The sequence below is a fragment of the Bradyrhizobium sp. CCBAU 51753 genome (genome assembly GCF_015291565.1).
Classification (GTDB): Bacteria; Pseudomonadota; Alphaproteobacteria; order Rhizobiales; family Xanthobacteraceae; genus Bradyrhizobium; species Bradyrhizobium ivorense.
In genome coordinates, this window is record NZ_CP030037.1 from 6743175 (window position 1) to 6761169 (window position 17995).

General features: G+C 65.5%; 14 protein-coding genes. 6 read left to right on the top strand and 8 right to left on the bottom strand.

Annotated features, from left to right (window positions below):
* Positions 1-37: 37 nt before the first annotated feature.
* Positions 38-592, bottom strand: a complete 555-nt coding sequence (locus tag XH93_RS30900; RefSeq protein WP_194470354.1) for a DUF308 domain-containing protein — start codon at positions 590-592, stop codon at positions 38-40.
* 158 nt (positions 593-750) lie between these two features.
* On the opposite strand from XH93_RS30900, the gene XH93_RS30905 reads away from it, so the two are divergent.
* Positions 751-1338, top strand: a complete 588-nt coding sequence (locus XH93_RS30905) for a TetR/AcrR family transcriptional regulator (protein WP_194470355.1) — start codon at positions 751-753, stop codon at positions 1336-1338.
* Positions 1339-1432: 94 nt separating this feature from the next.
* On the opposite strand, the gene XH93_RS30910 is transcribed toward XH93_RS30905, so the two are convergent.
* A complete protein-coding gene (locus tag XH93_RS30910) occupies positions 1433-3694 on the bottom strand; it encodes a fused MFS/spermidine synthase (RefSeq protein ID WP_194470356.1) in 2262 nt (753 codons plus the stop codon).
* Between the two features lie 230 nt (positions 3695-3924).
* On the opposite strand from XH93_RS30910, the gene XH93_RS30915 reads away from it, so the two are divergent.
* Complete coding sequence (locus XH93_RS30915) at positions 3925-5526, top strand: NAD(P)/FAD-dependent oxidoreductase (RefSeq protein WP_194470357.1); 1602 nt, start codon at positions 3925-3927, stop codon at positions 5524-5526.
* 357 nt (positions 5527-5883) lie between these two features.
* Here the strand turns inward: XH93_RS30915 and XH93_RS30920 are convergent, their stop codons facing one another.
* The gene (locus tag XH93_RS30920; protein WP_139480104.1) at positions 5884-6048 is read right to left on the bottom strand and encodes a Flp family type IVb pilin; all 165 of its coding nucleotides are present in this window, start codon (positions 6046-6048) and stop codon (positions 5884-5886) included.
* A 180-nt stretch (positions 6049-6228) separates the two neighbouring features.
* Here XH93_RS30920 and XH93_RS30925 point away from each other — a divergent pair, with 180 nt between their 5' ends.
* Positions 6229-7110 (top strand): 50S ribosomal protein L11 methyltransferase, encoded by an 882-nt coding sequence (locus XH93_RS30925; protein WP_194470358.1) that lies wholly within the window; start codon positions 6229-6231, stop codon positions 7108-7110.
* Positions 7111-7197: 87 nt separating this feature from the next.
* The gene (locus XH93_RS30930; RefSeq protein ID WP_194470359.1) at positions 7198-7704 is read left to right on the top strand and encodes a hypothetical protein; all 507 of its coding nucleotides are present in this window, start codon (positions 7198-7200) and stop codon (positions 7702-7704) included.
* Positions 7705-7711: 7 nt separating this feature from the next.
* On the opposite strand, the gene XH93_RS30935 is transcribed toward XH93_RS30930, so the two are convergent.
* A complete protein-coding gene (locus XH93_RS30935) occupies positions 7712-7894 on the bottom strand; it encodes a hypothetical protein (protein WP_139863586.1) in 183 nt (60 codons plus the stop codon).
* Between the two features lie 239 nt (positions 7895-8133).
* Between XH93_RS30935 and XH93_RS30940 the strand changes: the two genes are divergently transcribed.
* Both XH93_RS30940 and XH93_RS30945 read left to right on the top strand, forming a co-directional pair.
* A complete protein-coding gene (locus XH93_RS30940) occupies positions 8134-9960 on the top strand; it encodes an aminopeptidase P family protein (RefSeq protein WP_194470360.1) in 1827 nt (608 codons plus the stop codon).
* Positions 9961-10217: 257 nt separating this feature from the next.
* Positions 10218-11495, top strand: a complete 1278-nt coding sequence (locus XH93_RS30945; protein WP_194470361.1) for a multidrug effflux MFS transporter — start codon at positions 10218-10220, stop codon at positions 11493-11495.
* Between the two features lie 258 nt (positions 11496-11753).
* Here the strand turns inward: XH93_RS30945 and ligA are convergent, their stop codons facing one another.
* The 4 genes from ligA to lpxC form a co-directional block, all read right to left on the bottom strand.
* Positions 11754-13901 (bottom strand): NAD-dependent DNA ligase LigA, encoded by a 2148-nt coding sequence (gene ligA / locus XH93_RS30950; protein WP_194470362.1) that lies wholly within the window; start codon positions 13899-13901, stop codon positions 11754-11756.
* 7 nt (positions 13902-13908) lie between these two features.
* Complete coding sequence (recN, locus tag XH93_RS30955; protein ID WP_194470363.1) at positions 13909-15594, bottom strand: DNA repair protein RecN; 1686 nt, start codon at positions 15592-15594, stop codon at positions 13909-13911.
* Between the two features lie 13 nt (positions 15595-15607).
* A complete protein-coding gene (locus XH93_RS30960) occupies positions 15608-16516 on the bottom strand; it encodes an outer membrane protein assembly factor BamD (RefSeq protein WP_244626777.1) in 909 nt (302 codons plus the stop codon).
* Between the two features lie 261 nt (positions 16517-16777).
* Entirely contained in the window at positions 16778-17740 is a 963-nt protein-coding gene (gene lpxC, locus XH93_RS30965; RefSeq protein WP_139480092.1) for a UDP-3-O-acyl-N-acetylglucosamine deacetylase, read from the bottom strand.
* Positions 17741-17995: the final 255 nt, after the last annotated feature.

Below are 17995 nucleotides of genomic sequence, written 5' to 3' on the forward strand. Positions count from 1 at the left end.
TGAAGCCGGCCGACGCGGCGTCGATGCGATGAGGCGCCTATGCGTGCGCGTTGCGATTGGCGGTCGCGGCGAGCCAGATCGCCGATAGCAGGAAGTAGAACGCGCCGAACCCCGCATAGGGCGCGATATCCAGGATCGTCGGCGCAACGCTGCCGATGGATTGGCTGATCATGTAGCCGCCGGCGAGAGCAGACTGCGCGCCGCTCAGGATCATCGCCCATTGCGCGCCATAGCGGCGCCAGCGCCTCGCCCCCGTGGCGAGTTGCAGCAGGCCCGCGAGGATCGCCCAAACCCCGAACACCGCCAGCACGGCGTAGGGGCTGTGGCCGACCGCCGCGATCACGGCGAGCGCCGTCACCGCGCTGACCACGACGTTCAAGGTCTGGGACGGATTGGCGATCAGGCCGCCATTGACCCGGGCGTCAGCCAGATTGGCAACGGCGTCCCATGCCGGATAGATCACGAGCAGGAATGCGACGACGGCCGGCTGCCCGCGGAGCAGGACGGCCGCCGCAATCCAGGCGATCGAGAAAACGGCGCGTCCGAAATAGTAGGTTCGCAGCCAGCTGACTGGGGAGGTTTGACTTTGCATTGGCGGTTTCCCTATTGTGCCTATCTACTAGTAGGATGATATGACCGACCTACTAGTAGGAAGGTACAAGATCCGAGTCAATCCGGACGTGGGACACGTCCGTGTGAGGACACCGCGATGCAATCAGTTTCAGACCGAGCCGCCACGAGGCGGCGGACGTGAGATCAATGAGTTCGACCGCAGACAAAATCCTCGACGTTGCGCAGTCCCTGATCGTCGCGGGAGGCTACAACGCGTTCAGCTATGCCGACATTTCGGAGGCGATCGGCATCCGCAAGGCGAGCATTCACCATCACTTCCCGACCAAGGCCGAGCTGGTCGCGGCGCTGGTGGATCGCTACCGGCAGCAGGCCGAGCTCGGCCTCAAGTCCCTCCAGGAGCAGTTCGCAAGCCCGGCCGACCAGCTGCAGTCGTATCTGAACTTCTGGCAGACGTGCATTCGCGATGCCTCGCTGCCGTTCTGCGTCTGCGCCATGCTCGCCGGCGAGATGCCGATGTTGCCGGCGGAAGTTGCATCACGCGTGCAGGCGTATTTCCATATGCTCGCGCGATGGCTCGCCGCAGTGCTGCAGGCCGGCGCGGAGCAGCGCTTGTTCCGGTTGGACGGGCGGCCGGAAGACGAGGCCCAGATCCTGATGGCCTCGGTTCACGGCGCCATGCTCTCCGCGCGGGCGTTCAACGATCCCGACCTGTTCGTTACAATCGTCAACGCCCAGATTGCGAAGCTGCTGGTGGAGGATCGCTAGAGCGTGTTCGAGCGAAAGCCTGTTCTGAACTTCATCCGGATCGGATGCGGATTTGCGTGAAGAAAACGCGTCAAACTAGAAATCCAACGCAGCTCTACTGCTCGCCGTCGCGCAGGCGGCGCCAGACCGCGCCGAGCACGTTCGAATAATCGTCAGTCCAGACCCGCTGCTTCTCATTGGCCTCGGTCTCGGTCCAGACATCCGATGATGCGAGCGTGCCGACATCGGCCTCCTCGCGCGCCGAGACCACGACCGAGGTCGAGAAGATGTACTCGTTGTCGCGGCCGGAATCCTCGCTGTAGACCCAGCTCTTCAGGTCGTTGGCGTCGGCGATCCCGACCACGACGCTGGCGAGCTCGAGATGCCGGTTGGAGACGTGCATCACCACCGCGCCCTGCGGCGCCAGCTTCTCTTTGTAGATCGCCATCGCCTCCTCGGTCGCGAGGTGGATCGGGATCGCGTCCGACGAATAGGCGTCGACGATGATGAGATCGTAGACGCCGTCGGGCTCCTTGGCGAAGGTCAGCCGCGCATCGCCGATCACAGGCTTCAGCTTCGGCTCGCAATTCTGGATGTAGGTGAAGTATTTTGGGTCGCGCGCGGTATCGACCATCGACTGGTCGATCTCGAAGAACTTCCAGTCCTCACCACGCTCTGACGCGCAGGTCAGCGTTCCCGAGCCGAGCCCGATCACCGCGACCTTCAGCGGCGCGCCCTTGCGCTCGCGGATCGCCGAGATCGCGCGGCCGATGCCGCCGTCCTTGTGATAATAGGTGATCGGCTCGGGCCGCCCGGTCACCGGCGTGCCGTCGTCGTTCTTGAACTTCTCGGCGCCGTGGATCGTGGTGCCGTGCATCAGCACGTGATACTGCCCGTTCGGCGTCACCACGATCTTGTGCACGCCGAAGAAGCTGCGCACGGTTTCGACCCGGCCGTCGTCGGACGGATAGGCGCGCAGCAGCACCAGCGCGACGATCACGGTGGCAAAGATCTTCCAGCGCGTCGCATTCAACGCAAGCGCCAGCAGTGCCGACAGCACGCCGACGGCACCGATCATCCGGACCCTGTGGTCGTCGAGCCAGTTGAAGATCTCGCCGGCAAAATAGCTCGGCGCGAGCAGCGCCACCGCCAGCACGGCGAGGAACGGCCAGTACCATGCGCTCCAGCGCGGCAGCCGCTCGGTGCCGGTCGGGCGGCACAGCGCCGCCAGCGCCAGCAGGATCGGATATTCGGCGACCCAGGAGAAGCTGAACGGCGCGATCAATCCGGCGAACAGTCCGCCGACCATGCCGCCGAACGACAGCGCGACGTAGAAGCCGGTGAGATATTTTGCCGCGGGCCGCGTCCGCGCGAGCTCGCCATGGCAGGCCATCGCGATGATGAAGAAGCAGAGCTGGTGGCCGCCGAGCGTCAGCAGCAAATTCTGCTCGCCGCCGACCGCGAGCAGCACCACGACGCCCGCGATCGCCAGCGGCTGCGCCAACAGCATCCATTTGTGCGGCAGCAGCGGCCGCGACTGGAACACCAGCACCCAGGTCAACAGATACAGCGACAGCGGCAGCACCCAGAGCAGCGGCGCGGCCGCGACGTCGGTCGAGATGTGCGCCGTCACCGCGATCAAAAGGCCCGACGGCACCGCGGCGAGGAAGATCCAGCGCGCGCGCAGCAGCCAGGACGGCGCCGGCGCGCTGGCCTCGTCGGCCGGCATGTTGAGCGCAGCCGCATTGGCCGGCGCGCGCAGCAGCAACAGGCCGCAGCCCGCGATCAGCACGATCAGGAGACCGTAGCCGCAGGTCCAGATCAGGTTCTGGCTGCGCAGGGTGAACACCGGCTCCAGCAGCACCGGGTAGGACAGCAGCGCGAGAAAGCTGCCGATGTTGGAGGATGCGTAGAGGAAATACGGATCGGGGCCGTCGGGGTGGCCGGTGCGCACGAACCAGGCCTGCAGCAGCGGATTGTTGGCGGCGAGCGCGAAGAACGGCAGCCCGATCGAGACCGCGAACAGGCCGAGCAGCCAGACCGCATAGCCGGACTGCGGCGGCTCGCCCCAGCCGCTCCTGATCGCCAGCGGCAGCGTCAGCAGCGCGATCACCAGCAGCACGAGATGCACCGCGACCGGAACGACGCGGCGCTTCAGCTTCATCAGGAGATGCGCATAGGCATAGCCGCCGAGCAGCAGCGACTGGAAGAACACCATCGCCACCGACCACACCGCCGGCGAGCCGCCGAGCCGCGGCAGCACCATCTTGGTGAACAGCGGCTGCACCGAGAACAGCAGCAGCGCGCTGACGAAGATCGCGGCGGTGTAGACGACCAGCACCAGCCGGTTTCGCGAGGCGGACGGCTCAGAATTCATGAAAGCTCCGGCATGGACCCGGCGGGCGCCGGAAGGGAGGCCGGCGGCACCGCACCGGAGGGTTTGAGTTGAGCATATGGCACTATCGTGGGCAAGAAACCGCAATCACATGCACTTGACGAAGCGCCGCTGCGGCGCGACAGCACGCTGGATCATTTTGAGCATGATCTTTTGGAAACCGGTCGCCACTTTTCCGGATCATGCTCCAGTCAACGGTTCTTGAAGCGGACATGAACGAAACCGACGTCGTCATCATCGGTGCGGGGCATAACGGCCTCACCTGCGCGGCCTATCTCGCGATGGCCGGGCTGCGGGTCAAGGTTGTGGAACGCCGCAAGGTGGTCGGCGGCGCCGCAGTCACCGAAGAGTTCGTTCCGGGTTTTCGCAATTCGGTTGCCGCCTACACGGTGAGCCTGCTCAACCCGAAAATTGTTTCTGACCTGAAACTCGCCGAGCACGGCCTTACGATCGTCGAGCGCCGCGCCCAGAATTTTCTCCCGGCGCCGGATGGCAGCTACCTGCTCACCGGCGAAGGCCGCACCGCCGACTCGGTCGCACGATTGAGCCAGCGCGACGCCGAAACCATCGGCGCGTTCTCACAGGAACTCGAAGCCATCGCCGACGTGCTGCGCCAATTCGTCCTGCGGGCGCCGCCGAACATCGTCGAGGGTTTTGGCCTCAGCGCGATGAGCGAGGCGGTCAACGCACTCGGCACCGCCAACATCCTGCGGCGGCTGTCGCTCGAGCAGCAGCGCAATCTGCTCGACCTGTTCACGCGCTCGGCCGGCGAGATGCTTGACGAGCGCTTCGAGAGCGACCTCGTCAAGGCGCTGTTCGGTTTCGACGCCATCGTCGGCAATTATGCCAGCCCGTATGCGGCCGGCTCGGCCTATGTGATGCTGCACCACGCCTTCGGCGAGGTGAACGGCAAGAAGGGCGTCTGGGGCCACGCCATCGGCGGCATGGGCGCGATCACGCAGGCGATGGCGCGGGCCGCACGCGGCCACGGCGCCGAGATCGCGACCGACGCCGCGGTGCGCGAGGTGATCGTCGAGAAGGACCGCGCGGTCGGCGTCGTGCTCGACAATGGCGAGACCATCCGCGCCAGATACGTCGCTTCGAACGTCAATCCAAAGCTGCTCTATACGCGGCTGGTGCCGGCCGGCGCGCTGGCGGGCGATTTCCTCGCGCGCATCGCGCGCTGGCGCAACGGCTCCGGCACGTTCCGGATGAACGTCGCGCTCGCTGCCCTGCCCTCGTTCACCGCGCTATCGGGCGCAGGCGATCACCTCACCGCGGGCATCATCATTGCGCCGAGCCTCGGCTACATGGATCGCGCCTTTCGCGATGCCTGCGACCACGGCTGGAGCCGCGCGCCGGTGGTGGAAATGCTGATTCCCTCGACGCTCGACGACACGCTGAGTCCGCCCGGCCAGCATGTCGCCAGTCTGTTCTGCCAGCATGTCGCGCCGCAATTGCCGGACGGCAAATCCTGGGATGATCATCGCGAGGAGGTCGCCGACCTCATGATCGCAACCGTCGATCAATACGCCCCCGGTTTCGCCGGCTCGGTGCTCGGCCGCCAGATCCTGTCGCCGCTCGACCTCGAGCGGCAGTTCGGCCTGCTCGGCGGCGACATTTTTCATGGCGCGCTGACGCTGAACCAATTGTTCTCGGCGCGGCCGATGCTCGGCCATGCCGACTACCGCGGGCCCCTCAAGGGCCTCTACCATTGCGGTTCCGGCGCCCATCCCGGCGGCGGCGTCACCGGCGCCCCCGGCCACAACGCCGCCCGCGCCATCCTCGCCGACCACCGCGCGCTGTTCGCGTAAAGCGCGATGAGATCGGGTTGAATCATCATCGCGCTTTAGCTCTTTGTTTTGAGCATGATCTTTCCGGAAAACCGCTTCACACTTTTCCGGATCATGCTTTAGCGGGGCGCGCCTCGCTGCAACCTGTGGAAAGCCGTGGGGACAAGCGGTGGATCGATCGTGGAAAGACCGCGTAGCCCTTTCGGGACAATCGGTGGAAACCACGGTGGACGGGCTGTGGAGGACGCGCCGACTACCGCGCCACGATGCGCTGGATATCCGGTGGAATGATTGAGGGCCGGGCTGTGGACAACCGGCCAAAAAGAAAGCACCGGGCGAAAGATCACCCGGTGCCTGAGAACGCCGTCAGCAGCTCAGTTACTTGAGCGAGCTGCTGATCGAGTTGAAGGTGCCGCTCAGCGAGCTACCGACGCCGTTCACCGCAGCGATGATGGCGATCGCAATGCCGGTCGCGATCAGGCCGTATTCGATGGCCGTGGCGCCGGACTCATCCCGCAAAAATCTAACGATAAATGCCTTCATTGTAGTCCTGCCCTAAGTTGTGATGCCCTTGGAACTTCCAGCTCCATGGAACTCCGCGTTCCAATTCCGTAATAGCCCGGAAAAATCTAAGGTTGATTGAATCGGGAACCTATCAATTCTCGCGATATTCGAATGAATCCGGCTTGAAATTTTAACAAAAACTGCGCTACCGGCCCTTCGATGACCCCCTCCACGCACCGCGCCAGCCTCACCCTTCCGGACGAATCGACCGCAAAGCGGGTGGTCGACGTGCTTTCCGAGACGTTTTTCGAGGATCAGGCGGCCTTCGCCGCGTTCGAGCGGCCCGACGGCCGCTGGGACGTCACCGTTCATTTTGCCGAGGCGCCGGACCAGGAGCTGCTTCGGGACCTCGTCGGACAGGTGCGGCAGGATGTCGCATCTACTCTAGTTTTCGACACCGTGGAGGCGAAGGACTGGGTCAAGGCCAGCCTGGACGACCTCGTCCCGGTCGCGGCCGGCCGCTTCGTCGTCCACGGCCAGCATGACCGCGAGAAGGTTCCGCCGAACAAGCTTGGCATCGAGATCGAGGCGGCACTCGCCTTCGGCACCGGTCATCACGGCACCACGCGCGGCTGCCTGCTGCTGCTCGACCATGTGCTGAAGGCCTATCAGCCGCGCCGTGTGCTCGACCTCGGCACCGGTACCGGGGTGTTAGCCATCGCCGCCGCCAAGGCACTACATGGCCGCGTGCTGGCGAGCGACATCGATCCGCCGTCGGTCAAGGTCGCCGCGGAGAATGCCCACCTCAACGGCGCGGGACATCTGGTCGACGTGATCCAGGCCACCGGCTTTGCCGCGCCGCGCTTTGCCGAGGACGGCCCGTTCGACCTCGTGCTCGCCAACATCCTCGCCAACCCGCTGCGGCAGCTGGCCGGTCCGATGACGCGGCACCTCGCCTCCTCGGCGCAGGTCATCCTGTCGGGCCTGTTGACCCACCAGGCGCCGGCGGTGATCGCCGCCTACCGCGCCCGCGGGCTGGTGCCGCTACGGCATCTCAGGATCGAGGGCTGGAGCAGCCTGCTGCTGCGTGCAAGCTCATGATGCGATCAGGAATCACATCATGAGCTTGTCTTGTTTGAGCATGGTCTTTTCGGAAAACCGGTTCCCACTTTTCCGGACCATGCTCTAATGAATACCACCGGCAGACAGTGCGGCGACTGCACGCTCTGCTGCAAGGTGATGGCGATCGAGGAACTGGCGAAGCCGGCCAACGCGTGGTGTCCGCACTGCAGGCCGGGACGTGGCTGCCGGATTTACGCGGACCGGCCGGCGGAATGCCGGTGCTTCAGCTGCGTCTGGCTGGTCAATGAGCTGCTGGAAGAGCACTGGAAGCCCAGCAAGTCAAAGCTGGTGCTGACGACGTCGGAGGATGGCCTCGAGGTCCGCTGCGATCCCGGCTTTCCCGACGCGTGGCGCAAGGAGCCGTTCCGGAGCGAGCTGCGGGAATGGGCGCTATCCGGCGAAACGCTCGACATGATGGTCGTCGTCATCGTCGGCCAGCGCATGACGCTGGTGACCGCAGAGCGCGAGTTCGATCTCGGCATCGTCGGCCCCGGCGAGCGGATCGTGCGCGAGCTCGAAGGCACCAGGGTGGTCAATGCGACGGTGGCGCGGGCGTCCGATCTGGAACAGTAACGCGCTTCTATTCGGGCGCCGCAGGATCGCGGCTGACCGCGACATCGTTCTGCTTCAGCTTGCGGCGGGTGCGCGCGTCGGCCAGACGGTCCAGGACCTGGAAGATCACACCGCGGGGCTTCGGTTCGACCGGCGGGTTCGGGCCGCGGGGCTCCGGCGGCGAAATCTTCTCAAACGTGAATGCAGGCATGGTGCATCTCCTCGCCGTTGAGTTGAGACACTCCTGGACACTCCCGGTACACTTGACGAACGCGTGGACATCGTTCGATCGTTTCCACTATGCCACGATTCAAGCATAAGCTATGCCAAAAGTATGGACATGCCGTCCGCATTGCGGACTTGTCCAGCGAAAGTGGAGCATCGCGACGACTTGCGACCTCAGTGGCGCGTTGACGCGATGATGTTCAATTCGAAGAGAGTGCGAAGGCGATGTTCGAAGCCCATTTCCAGACATTCGAGGAACCCGAGAGCGGCGTGGCGCTGACCGCGCGCCTGAGCGCGTTCCGTGCCGAGCTCGCGCGCCGCAAGCTGACGGGGTTCGTGATTCCGCGCGCCGACCAGCAGCAGAACGAATATGTCGCCCCGTCCGAGGAGCGCCTCGCCTGGCTGACCGGCTTCACCGGATCGGCGGGGCTTGCGATCGTGCTGGCCAAAGAAGCCGCCGTCTTTGTCGACGGCCGCTACACGCTGCAGGCCGGCAAGCAGGTCGACCGCAAGGCCTGGCAGATCGAGCCGCTGGTTGATCCGCCGCCGGAGCACTGGCTGACGCGACATCTTTCCGCCGGCGACCGCCTCGGATTTGATCCCTGGCTGCACACATCTTCGGCAGCGGAACGACTGGCCGCCGCCTGCGCCAAGGCCGGCGCCGAGCTGGTTGCGGTCGAGAGCAATCCGGTCGATGCGATCTGGAGCGAACGGCCGGCCCCGCCGCTCGGCCCGGTCACCATCCACGGCGCGCAATATTCCGGCGAGATCGAGGCGGAAAAGCTCAAGCGCATCCAGCTCGAGATCAACAAGCTCGGCGTCGATGCGCTGGTGCTGTCCGACAGCCACGCGGTGGCATGGACCTTCAACATCCGCGGCGCCGACGTCTCGCATACGCCGCTTCCGCTGTCCTACGCGCTGGTGCCCAAGGACGGCCGGCCAAAGGTGTTCATCGATCACCGCAAGCTGTCGAATTCGACCCGCGACCATCTGCAGCAGTCCGCCGATGTCGAGGAGCCGGCGGCGCTGTCGCCGACGCTCACCGAGCTCGCCAAACGCGGCACCTCGATCGCGCTCGATGGCGCGACCGCGGCGGATGCGCTCAGCCGCCTGATTGCAAGCGCCGGCGGCAAGCCGGTGCGCGGCAGCGATCCGGTCAGCCTCTTGAAGGCGGTGAAGAACAGCACCGAGATCGCGGGCACCCGCACCGCGCACCAGCGCGACGCGGTGGCGCTGACGCGCTTCCTCGCCTGGATCGATCGCTCGGCGCCGTCCGGCGGGCTCACCGAGATCGACGCCGTCGAGGCGCTGGAGACCTTCCGCCGCGAGACCGGGGCGTTGAAGGACGTCTCGTTCCCGACCATCGCCGGCACCGGGCCGAACGGCGCCATCGTGCATTACCGCGTCACCCGCAAGAGCAACCGCCGGATCGAGCCCGGCGATCTCCTGCTGATCGATTCCGGCGCGCAGTATCAGGACGGCACCACCGACGTCACCCGCACCATCGCGATCGGCACGCCGACCGCCGAGATGCGCGACCGCTTCACCCGCGTGCTGCGCGGCCATATCGCGATCGCGCGCGCGATCTTTCCCGACGGCACCACCGGCGCGCAGCTCGATACGCTGGCGCGGCAATATCTGTGGGCCGCCGGCGTCGATTTCGAGCACGGCACCGGCCACGGCGTCGGCAGCTATCTCAGCGTCCACGAAGGGCCGGCGCGGATCTCGAAGCTCGGCACTACACCGCTGAAGCGCGGCATGATCCTGTCCAACGAGCCCGGCTACTACAAGACCGATGCTTACGGGATCAGGATCGAGAACCTCGAGCTCGTGATCGGCACCGACATCGCCGGCGCCGAGAAGCCGGTCAACGCGTTCGAGACGCTGACGCTGGCGCCGATCGACCGCCGCCTGATCGAGGTCGGCATGTTGAGCGAAGGCGAACTGGCGTGGCTCAACGATTACCACGCCCGCGTGAATCGCACGGTGCGGCCGCAGCTCGACGATGACGCTACCAAGCTGTGGCTCGATGAGGCGACCGCGAAGTTGTAGTAGCACACGTTCCACATATTCGGTGTCATCCCCCGCGAAGGCGGGGGATCCAGTACGCCGCGGCCTATCGGCTTAACAACGACTGCCTCTGGAATACTGGGTCCCCCGCTTTCGCGGAGGACGACGGCAGCGCTTGTTGCGCTAGGCGAAATATCACCCACGCGCTTCCCGGAATCGGCATGGGCGCATGCCGAAACACACGTATTCCGCGCGGACAAGATCACTACAGTCGATTCACAATGCGGAAACGGACCTGAATGCACGGCGTGATGGGCAAGCCGCCCGGCGCGGCAAAGGACAACATCGCGACATCGAGGGTCATGCTGCTGATGCTCGTCGTGATGACGGGCGTGGCGCCGATCTCGCTCTACATGCTGGTTCCGGCGCTGCCGGTGCTCGCGACCGATTTCGGCCGCGATATCTCGATCGCGCAGATGACGGTGTCGCTCTACATGGTCGGCATCGCGCTGTCGCAGCTGATCATGGGGCCGCTGTCCGACAAATTCGGCCGCCGCCCGGTGCTGCTCGCCGGCCTCGGCCTGATGGTCGTAGCCGGCATCGGCTCGGTGTTCGCGCAAACCCTGCCGCAGCTGATCGCCGCGCGCTTCTTCCAGGCGCTCGGCGGCGCCAGCGGCATGGTGATCAGCCGCGCCATCATCCGCGACCTCTATCCGCGCGAGCGGATCGGTCCCATGATCAGCCTGGTCGTCGCCGCGCTGATGATCGCGCAGATGCTGAGCCCGCTGACCGGCGGCCTCCTGGAGACCGCGTTCGGCTGGCATGCGATCCTCTATTTCATCACCGCGGCATCGCTGGCGGTCGCGATCTTCATCGCCGCGGCGCTGCCCGAAACCCGGCGCGACCGCACCGAGAACTCCAGCTTTCGCGGCGACCTCGGCAGGCTGATGACGAGCCGCGCCTTCGTCGGCTACATGCTGTGCCAGGTGCTGGCCTCGCAGATCATCTTCGCCTTCGCCGGCGGCGGCCCCTACATCGTGGTGACCCAGATGGGCCGCAGCAGCGCCGAATACGGCGCGTGGTTCGCGTGCACCGGATTCGCCTATCTGGTCGGCAATCTGCTCTGCGTGCGGTTCGCGCCGCGGCATTCGCTGGAGAAACTGATCTGGTTCGGCCTCGCGCTGCAGCTCGGCGGCAGCTTCCTGAACCTGATCTGGAGTTTTGCCGGGCTGAACCAAACACCGCTTTGGCTGTTCGGCACCCAGATGATCGTGATGGTCGCCAACGCCTTCGTGATGGCCAACTCGGCCGCCGGCGCAATCAGCGTCCGTCCCGAGGCCGCCGGCACCGCCTCCGGCGCGATGGGCTTTCTGCAGCAGGGCATCGGCGCGCTGATCTCGCAATTCGGCGCCTATCTCGGCGGCCACTCCACCTCGACGCTGCCGCTGATGGCAGCGATCTTTGCGATCTCGCTCGCCTGCGCCGCGACCATGGTCTTCATCGTGCCGCGGCGGAAGCTGGTGGTCAGCGAGGAGCTGATCGAGAAGGCGGAAGAGGAAGAGTCGGGAATGATGTGAGGCGCGGTCGTGCCGCACTCGCCGATGTCGTCCTCCGCGAAAGCGGGGGCCCCAGTACGCCGCGGCCTATCGAGTGAAACACTGCCGTCTCTGGAATACTGGGTCACCCGCCTTCGCGGGTGACGACAGCGGAAGATGTGGAGAGCGCGCGCCCTACTCCCCTATCCCGTCATTGCGAGCGAAGCGAAGCAATCCATGGCGCCGCGAGTGGAGGGATGGATTGCTTCGCTTTGCTCGCAATGACGGAGAAAGTGTCGCTCACTCCCCGATCAGCTTCAGCCACTCGTCCTCGGTCAGCACCGTGACGCCGTGCTTCTGCGCTTCGGCAAGCTTGGAGCCGGCGCCCGGCCCTGCGACCACATAGTCGGTCTTCTTCGAGACCGAGCCGGCCGCCTTGGCACCCAGCCGCTCGGCGGTGGCCTTGGCCTCGTCGCGGGTCATCTTCTCCAGCGATCCCGTGAACACCACGGTCTTGCCGGCGACCGCCGAGTTGCTCTTCGGCTTCTCGGCGTCGATGATCTCGGTGAGCTCCCCGGTCAGCCGCTCGACGATGCCGCGATTGTGGCTCTCGCCAAAATAGTCGGCGATGCTCTTGATCACGGTGTCGCCGATCTGGTCGAGCGCGTCCATTTCGGCGATCGCCTCCTCGTCGCCCTTGGCGACCTTGAGGCAGGCGTCGTGGAAGGCGTCCCACGAGCCGTAGCCGCGGGCCAGCGCCAGCGCGGTGGTCTCGCCGACATGGCGCATGCCGAGCGCGTAGATGAAGCGCTCCAGCCCGATCCTGCGCCGACTGTCGATCGAGGCGAACAGATTGCGCACCGAGATTTCGCCGTAGCCCTCGATCTCCTCCAGCTTCAGCTTCGCGTTGCGCTTCGGCAGCGTGAAGATGTCGGCCGGCTCCTTCACCCAGCCCTCGTCGAAGAAGTACTGCAGCTGCTTCTGGCCGAGGCCGTCGATGTCGAAGGCGCGGCGCGACACGAACAGGATCAGGTGCTCGACCTTCTGGAACGGACAGGCGAACTCGCCGCTGCAGCGCAGCCGCGAACCTTCCTCGCCGGTCGCGGTTTCCTCGCGCACCACGTCGGTGTGCAGCGGGCACGGGCACTTCTTCGGGAAGTGGAATTCCTTCGCGCTTTTCGGCCGCTTGTCGATGATGACGTCGACCACCTGCGGGATCACGTCGCCGGCGCGCTGGATCACGACGGTGTCGCCGATCCTGATGTCGCGGCCCTCGCGCAGCACCTCGCCCTTGTTGCCGATGCCCTTGATGTAATCCTCATTGTGCAGCGTGACGTTCTGCACGATGACGCCGCCGACGCCGACCGGCTCGAGCTTGCCGACCGGAGTGAACGAGCCGGTGCGCCCGACCTGGATCTCGATGTCGCGCAGCACGGTCATGGCGCGCTCGGCCGGGAATTTGTGCGCGATCGCCCAGCGCGGCGTGCGCGAGACGAAGCCGAGCCGCTCCTGCCAGTCGATGCGGTCGACCTTGTAGACGACGCCGTCGATGTCGTAGTCGAGCTCGGCGCGCTGCTCCTCGATCTTGCGATGGAAGGCGATCAGCTCCTCGACCGAGTGGCACAGTCTGGTCAGCGGATTGGTCTTGAAGCCGCAGCGCTCGAACCAGTGGATCATGCCGGTCTGGGTGCCTTCCGGCATCGCGCTCATCTGGCCCCAGGCATAGGCGAAGAAGCCGAGCGGGCGCGAGGCGGTGATACCAGGATCCTTCTGCCGCAGCGAGCCCGCCGCCGAATTGCGCGGATTGGCGAAGATGGTGTCGCCGGCGGCCTTCTGCCGCTCGTTCAGCGCCAGGAACGCCTTCTTGGTCATGTAGACCTCGCCGCGCACCTCGCAGATATCAGGCACGTTGCGGCCCTTCAGCCTCTCGGGCACATCTTCCAGCGTGCGGATATTGGCGGTGACGTCCTCGCCCTCGGCGCCGTCGCCGCGGGTCGCGGCGGTGACGAGCTCGCCGCCCTCGTAGCGCAGCGACATCGAGAGCCCGTCGATCTTCGGCTCGGCCGAGAAATCGATCTTGTCGTCCGGCAGCTTCAGGAAGCGCGTGATGCGGCCAACGAAGTCGACCACGTCTTCCTCCGCGAACGCATTGTCGAGCGACAGCATCGGCAGCGAATGGCGCACCTTCCTGAACCGTCCCGACGGCGCCGCGCCGACCTTCTGCGACGGCGACTCCGCGGTGACGAATTCGGGAAAGCGTTTTTCGATCGCATTGTAGCGCTGCCGCAGCGCGTCGTATTCGGCATCGGTGACGCTGGGCGCGTCGTCCTGGTAGTAGCGCTTGTCGTGGCCTTCGAGCTCGAGCGCAAGCCGTGTCAGCTCGACCTTGGCCTGGGCCTTGGTGAGCTTGTCGACGTCGACCAGCGCTTTCTTCGCTTTGGTGGCCATGAAGCGACTAACTCGCCGCCCGCAGCAGCCGTTCCGCGGCCGCCCTCGCCTCGGCGGTGATCTCGGCGCCGGCCAGCATGCGCGCGATCTCCTCGCGGCGGTGGTCGGCGGCGAGCGCGTTGACGCGGGTGGCGACGCGCTTGCCGCGGTCGAGGGCGTCCTTGGAGATCAGGAGGTGCTGGCCGGCGCGGGCCGCGACCTGCGGCGCGTGCGTCACCGCCATCACCTGCACCTTGCCGGCAAGCCGCGCCAGCCGCGAACCGATCGCATCCGCCACCGCACCGCCGACGCCGGTATCGATTTCGTCGAACACAAGCGTGGGCGCCGAGCCGCGATCGGCCAGCACGACCTTGAGCGCCAGCAGGAAGCGCGACAGCTCGCCGCCGGAGGCGACCTTCATCATCGGCCCCGGCTTGGTGCCGGGATTGGTCTGCACCCAAAACTCGACGCGGTCGATGCCCTGCGGGCCCGGCGACGCCGCGTCTGATTCGACCTGGGTCATGAACTTTGCGCGCTCGAGCTTGAGCGGCGCGAGCTCGGCATTGACGGCCTTGTTGAGCTTGTCGGCCGACTTGACCCGCGCCGCCGACAGCTTTGCTGCGGCGGCGGCATAGCGCTTGTCGGCCTCGCCGGCAGCGGCTTCGAGCTGCTTCAATTGCTCGGCGCCGGCATCGATCAGCGCGACGTCGTTGGCATATTGGGTCGCCAGCGCCGCCAGCAGATCCACCGGCGTCGAATATTTGCGCGAGGCGGCGCGCAGCGCGAACAGCCGCTCCTCGATGCGCTCGAGCTCGGCCGGGTCGAAATCGGTCGCGGCCAGCGCGGCGTGCAGATGCTGGTCGGCCTCCTCCAGCGCGTTGATCGCAATATCGATCGCCTTCACCGCCGGCTCGATCAGCGAAGGCGCGTTGGCGGCGCGCCGCTCCAGCCGGCGCACTGCGGCCGAGAGCGAGGCCACCGGCGAATGCGAGCCGCCGATCGCCTCCTGCGCCTCGCGCAGATCGGTCGCGATCTTCTCGCCCTGCATCATGGTGGTGCGGCGACCCGCGAGCTCGGTCTCCTCGCCCTCCTTCGGCGCCAGCGTCTTCAGCTCCTGCGAGGCGTGGCGCAGATAGTCGGCCTCGCGCGCGGCGCGTTCCATGCCGGCGCGATGCTCGTCGACCGCTGATGTCGCGGTGCGTCTGATATCCCACAGCGCTTCGAGCGCGGCGGTGTCCTTTTCGAGCCCGGCGAAGGCGTCGAGCAGTTGGCGATGGGTTGTCGCGTCGACCAGCGCGCGCTCGTCATGCTGGCCGTGGATTTCGACCAGCGCCGTGCCGACCGCCTTCAGCGTCTGCACGCTGATCGCCTGATCGTTGATGAAGGCCCGGGTGCGGCCGTCGGCAAGCTGCACGCGGCGCAGGATCATCTCGCAAGTTTCTTCAGTACTCGTGTCGTCGAGCCCGTTCTCGGCGAGGATCTTTGCCGCCGGGTGCCCCTTCGGCACGTCGAAGACAGCGGTGACCTGGCCCTGCTCGGCGCCATGCCGCACCAGGGTCGCATCGCCGCGGCCGCCGAGCGCGAGCGCGAAGGCATCGAGCAGGATGGATTTGCCGGCGCCGGTTTCGCCGGTCAGCACGGCGAGGCCGCGGGAGAATTCGATATCGAGCCGTTCGATCAGGACGATGTCACGGATCGACAGACGCGCCAGCATGCGAGGACAATTCCTAGCCGAGACCCATCTTCTTGAAGGTCCTGCTGATCCAGGAACCCTGATTCTCGCTCGGCTCGAGACCGCCGGACTTTACTAGATTATAGGCGTCCTTGTACCAGCGGCTGTCAGGAAAATTGTGGCCGAGCACGGCGGCCGCGGTCTGGGCTTCGGGTCCGATGCCGATCGACATATAGGCTTCGGTGAGCCGGTAGAGCGCCTCTTCGACATGGCGCGTGGTCTGGTACTGCGTCACCACCGCCTTGAAGCGGTTGATGGCGGCGGTGTAGTCGCGCCGGCCCATGTAATAGCGGCCGACCGCCATCTCCTTTCCGGCGAGTTGGTCGCGCGCGGCTTCGATCTTGGCCTTGGCCTCGGTCGAATATTCCGAGGTCGGATATTTGCGCACCACCTCTTCCAGCGCCGCGATCGCCTTCTCGGTGCGGCCCTGGTCGCGCGAGATGTCCGGGATCTGGTCGAAATGCGAGGCGGCGATCAGGTACTGGGCGTAGGAGGCGTCCGGGCTGCCGGGATGCAGCGTGACGTAGCGCGTCGCCGAGCCGATGCAGCTGTCGTAGTCACCCGCCTGATAGGAGGCGTAGGCCGACATCAGCAGCGACTTGCGCGCCCAGTCCGAATAGGGGTGCTGGCGGTCGACTTCCTCGAACTTTTTGGTGGCGGCCTTCAGGTCCTTCTTCTGGTTCATCATGTACAAGCCCTCATTGTAGAGCTTGTCCGCGGGCTCATCGACGAAGGTATCGTCCTTGGCCATGAACTTGTCCCACAGCGCGCCGGTGCCGCAGCCGCTCAGCGGCAGCGCCAGCATGACGAGGCCCGCCGCGAAACGCAGCGTGCGCGCGGCCCGTGCGAGGCCGGAGACATCAGAAGAATTGCGTGGTTCGAGCGCCATACGCATTGCCGACATGAAATATAGAACCTGACGCCTGTGATGCGGTTAACGGCGAAGCCCACTCCGTCCACGAACCGCAATCATGGACTTAATATTCCCCGCGGTAGTCCCGTGCCGTTGGCGCCGTATCGTGTGGCCGCAGGCCCGTTTAGCCGAAAAATGGTCTTGGCAAAACCGAATACGCAGCCATTTCGCCCGGATTAAGGCGGCCGGGTGTCGCCCGGGGTCGCGGTCGTGACTGGTAAAATCCGGACGAACGACGTCCGGCTGCGACGATCAGGACACGTCCGGGCCGTAGGCCGGGGCGATCAGGCCGCCAACCGTGCCGGCGCCGGCTTCTGCATAGCCACGGGACGGCCGCCGCGTGGTCTCCGATTCGACCACCCGCCAGGCGCTGCGGTCGGTCATCAGGGCCTTCAGCAAGGCGTTGTTGAGCTTGTGGCCGCCGCGGGAGGAACGGAAGCTGCCGAGCAGCGGCAGGCCGGCCAGCGCGAGATCCCCGATCACGTCCAGAACCTTGTGGCGAGCGCACTCGTCGGCGTAGCGCAGGCCTTCGGTATTGAGCAGGCGGGTCTCGTCGAACACCACGGTATTGTCGAAGGAGGCGCCGAGCGCGAAGCCCGCGCCCCAGAGCCGGGCCACATCGTTCATGCAGCCGAAGGTCCGGGCCCGCGCGACGTCGCGGCGGAAAGCTTCCGGCGAAAGATCAAAGGTGAAGTTCTGGCGGCCGATCACAGGGTTGGTGAAATCGATCTCGACCTCGGCGCGGAAGCCGCCGGCAAACGGACGCAGCTCGCCGACCGAATCGCCGATCTTGACCTGCACCGGCTTCAAGACCTGGATGAAGCGGCGGACGCCGGGCTGGGCGACGATGCCGGCCTGATCGATCGCCGCGACGAACGCAGCGGCGCTGCCGTCCATGATCGGAACTTCGGGGCCGTCGACTTCGATGGTGGCGTTGTCGACACCCATACCCCGCAGTGCGGCGAGCACGTGTTCCGCGGTGGAAACCAGCGGCCCTTCGCGGTCACCCAGCACCGTCGCAAAGTCGGTTGCGATCACGGCGTCGGCGGTGGCCGTAATTTCACGGTCGGAACCATCGAGACCGGTGCGGATGAAGATGAAGCCCGCATCAACCGGCGCAGGTCCGAGCGTGAGATGAACAGGAAGACCAGAGTGAACGCCGACGCCAGTCACGGTGGCTTGCGCGCGAAGCGTTGTCTGACGGCTGAACTTCATTCGATAATGCCCACTACCGACTTCACTCAGAACGAGAGGCCTAAACTTTCCCCAAGGCCGACTCGCTTGAGCTCCCCAAGTCACGGCAGGACCATAGTCACTGCCCCAAACCCCGCCAACTCACGCTTCTTTACCGATTGTTACCCCATCTCTGCCGCATTGGTGCCCAAGGTCGACCAAATTGCGGCAGCGCACAAGGGCGTTCCGGGACCGCCATCCGACCACAAAAAGAATAATTAATCATTTAAAATCAGT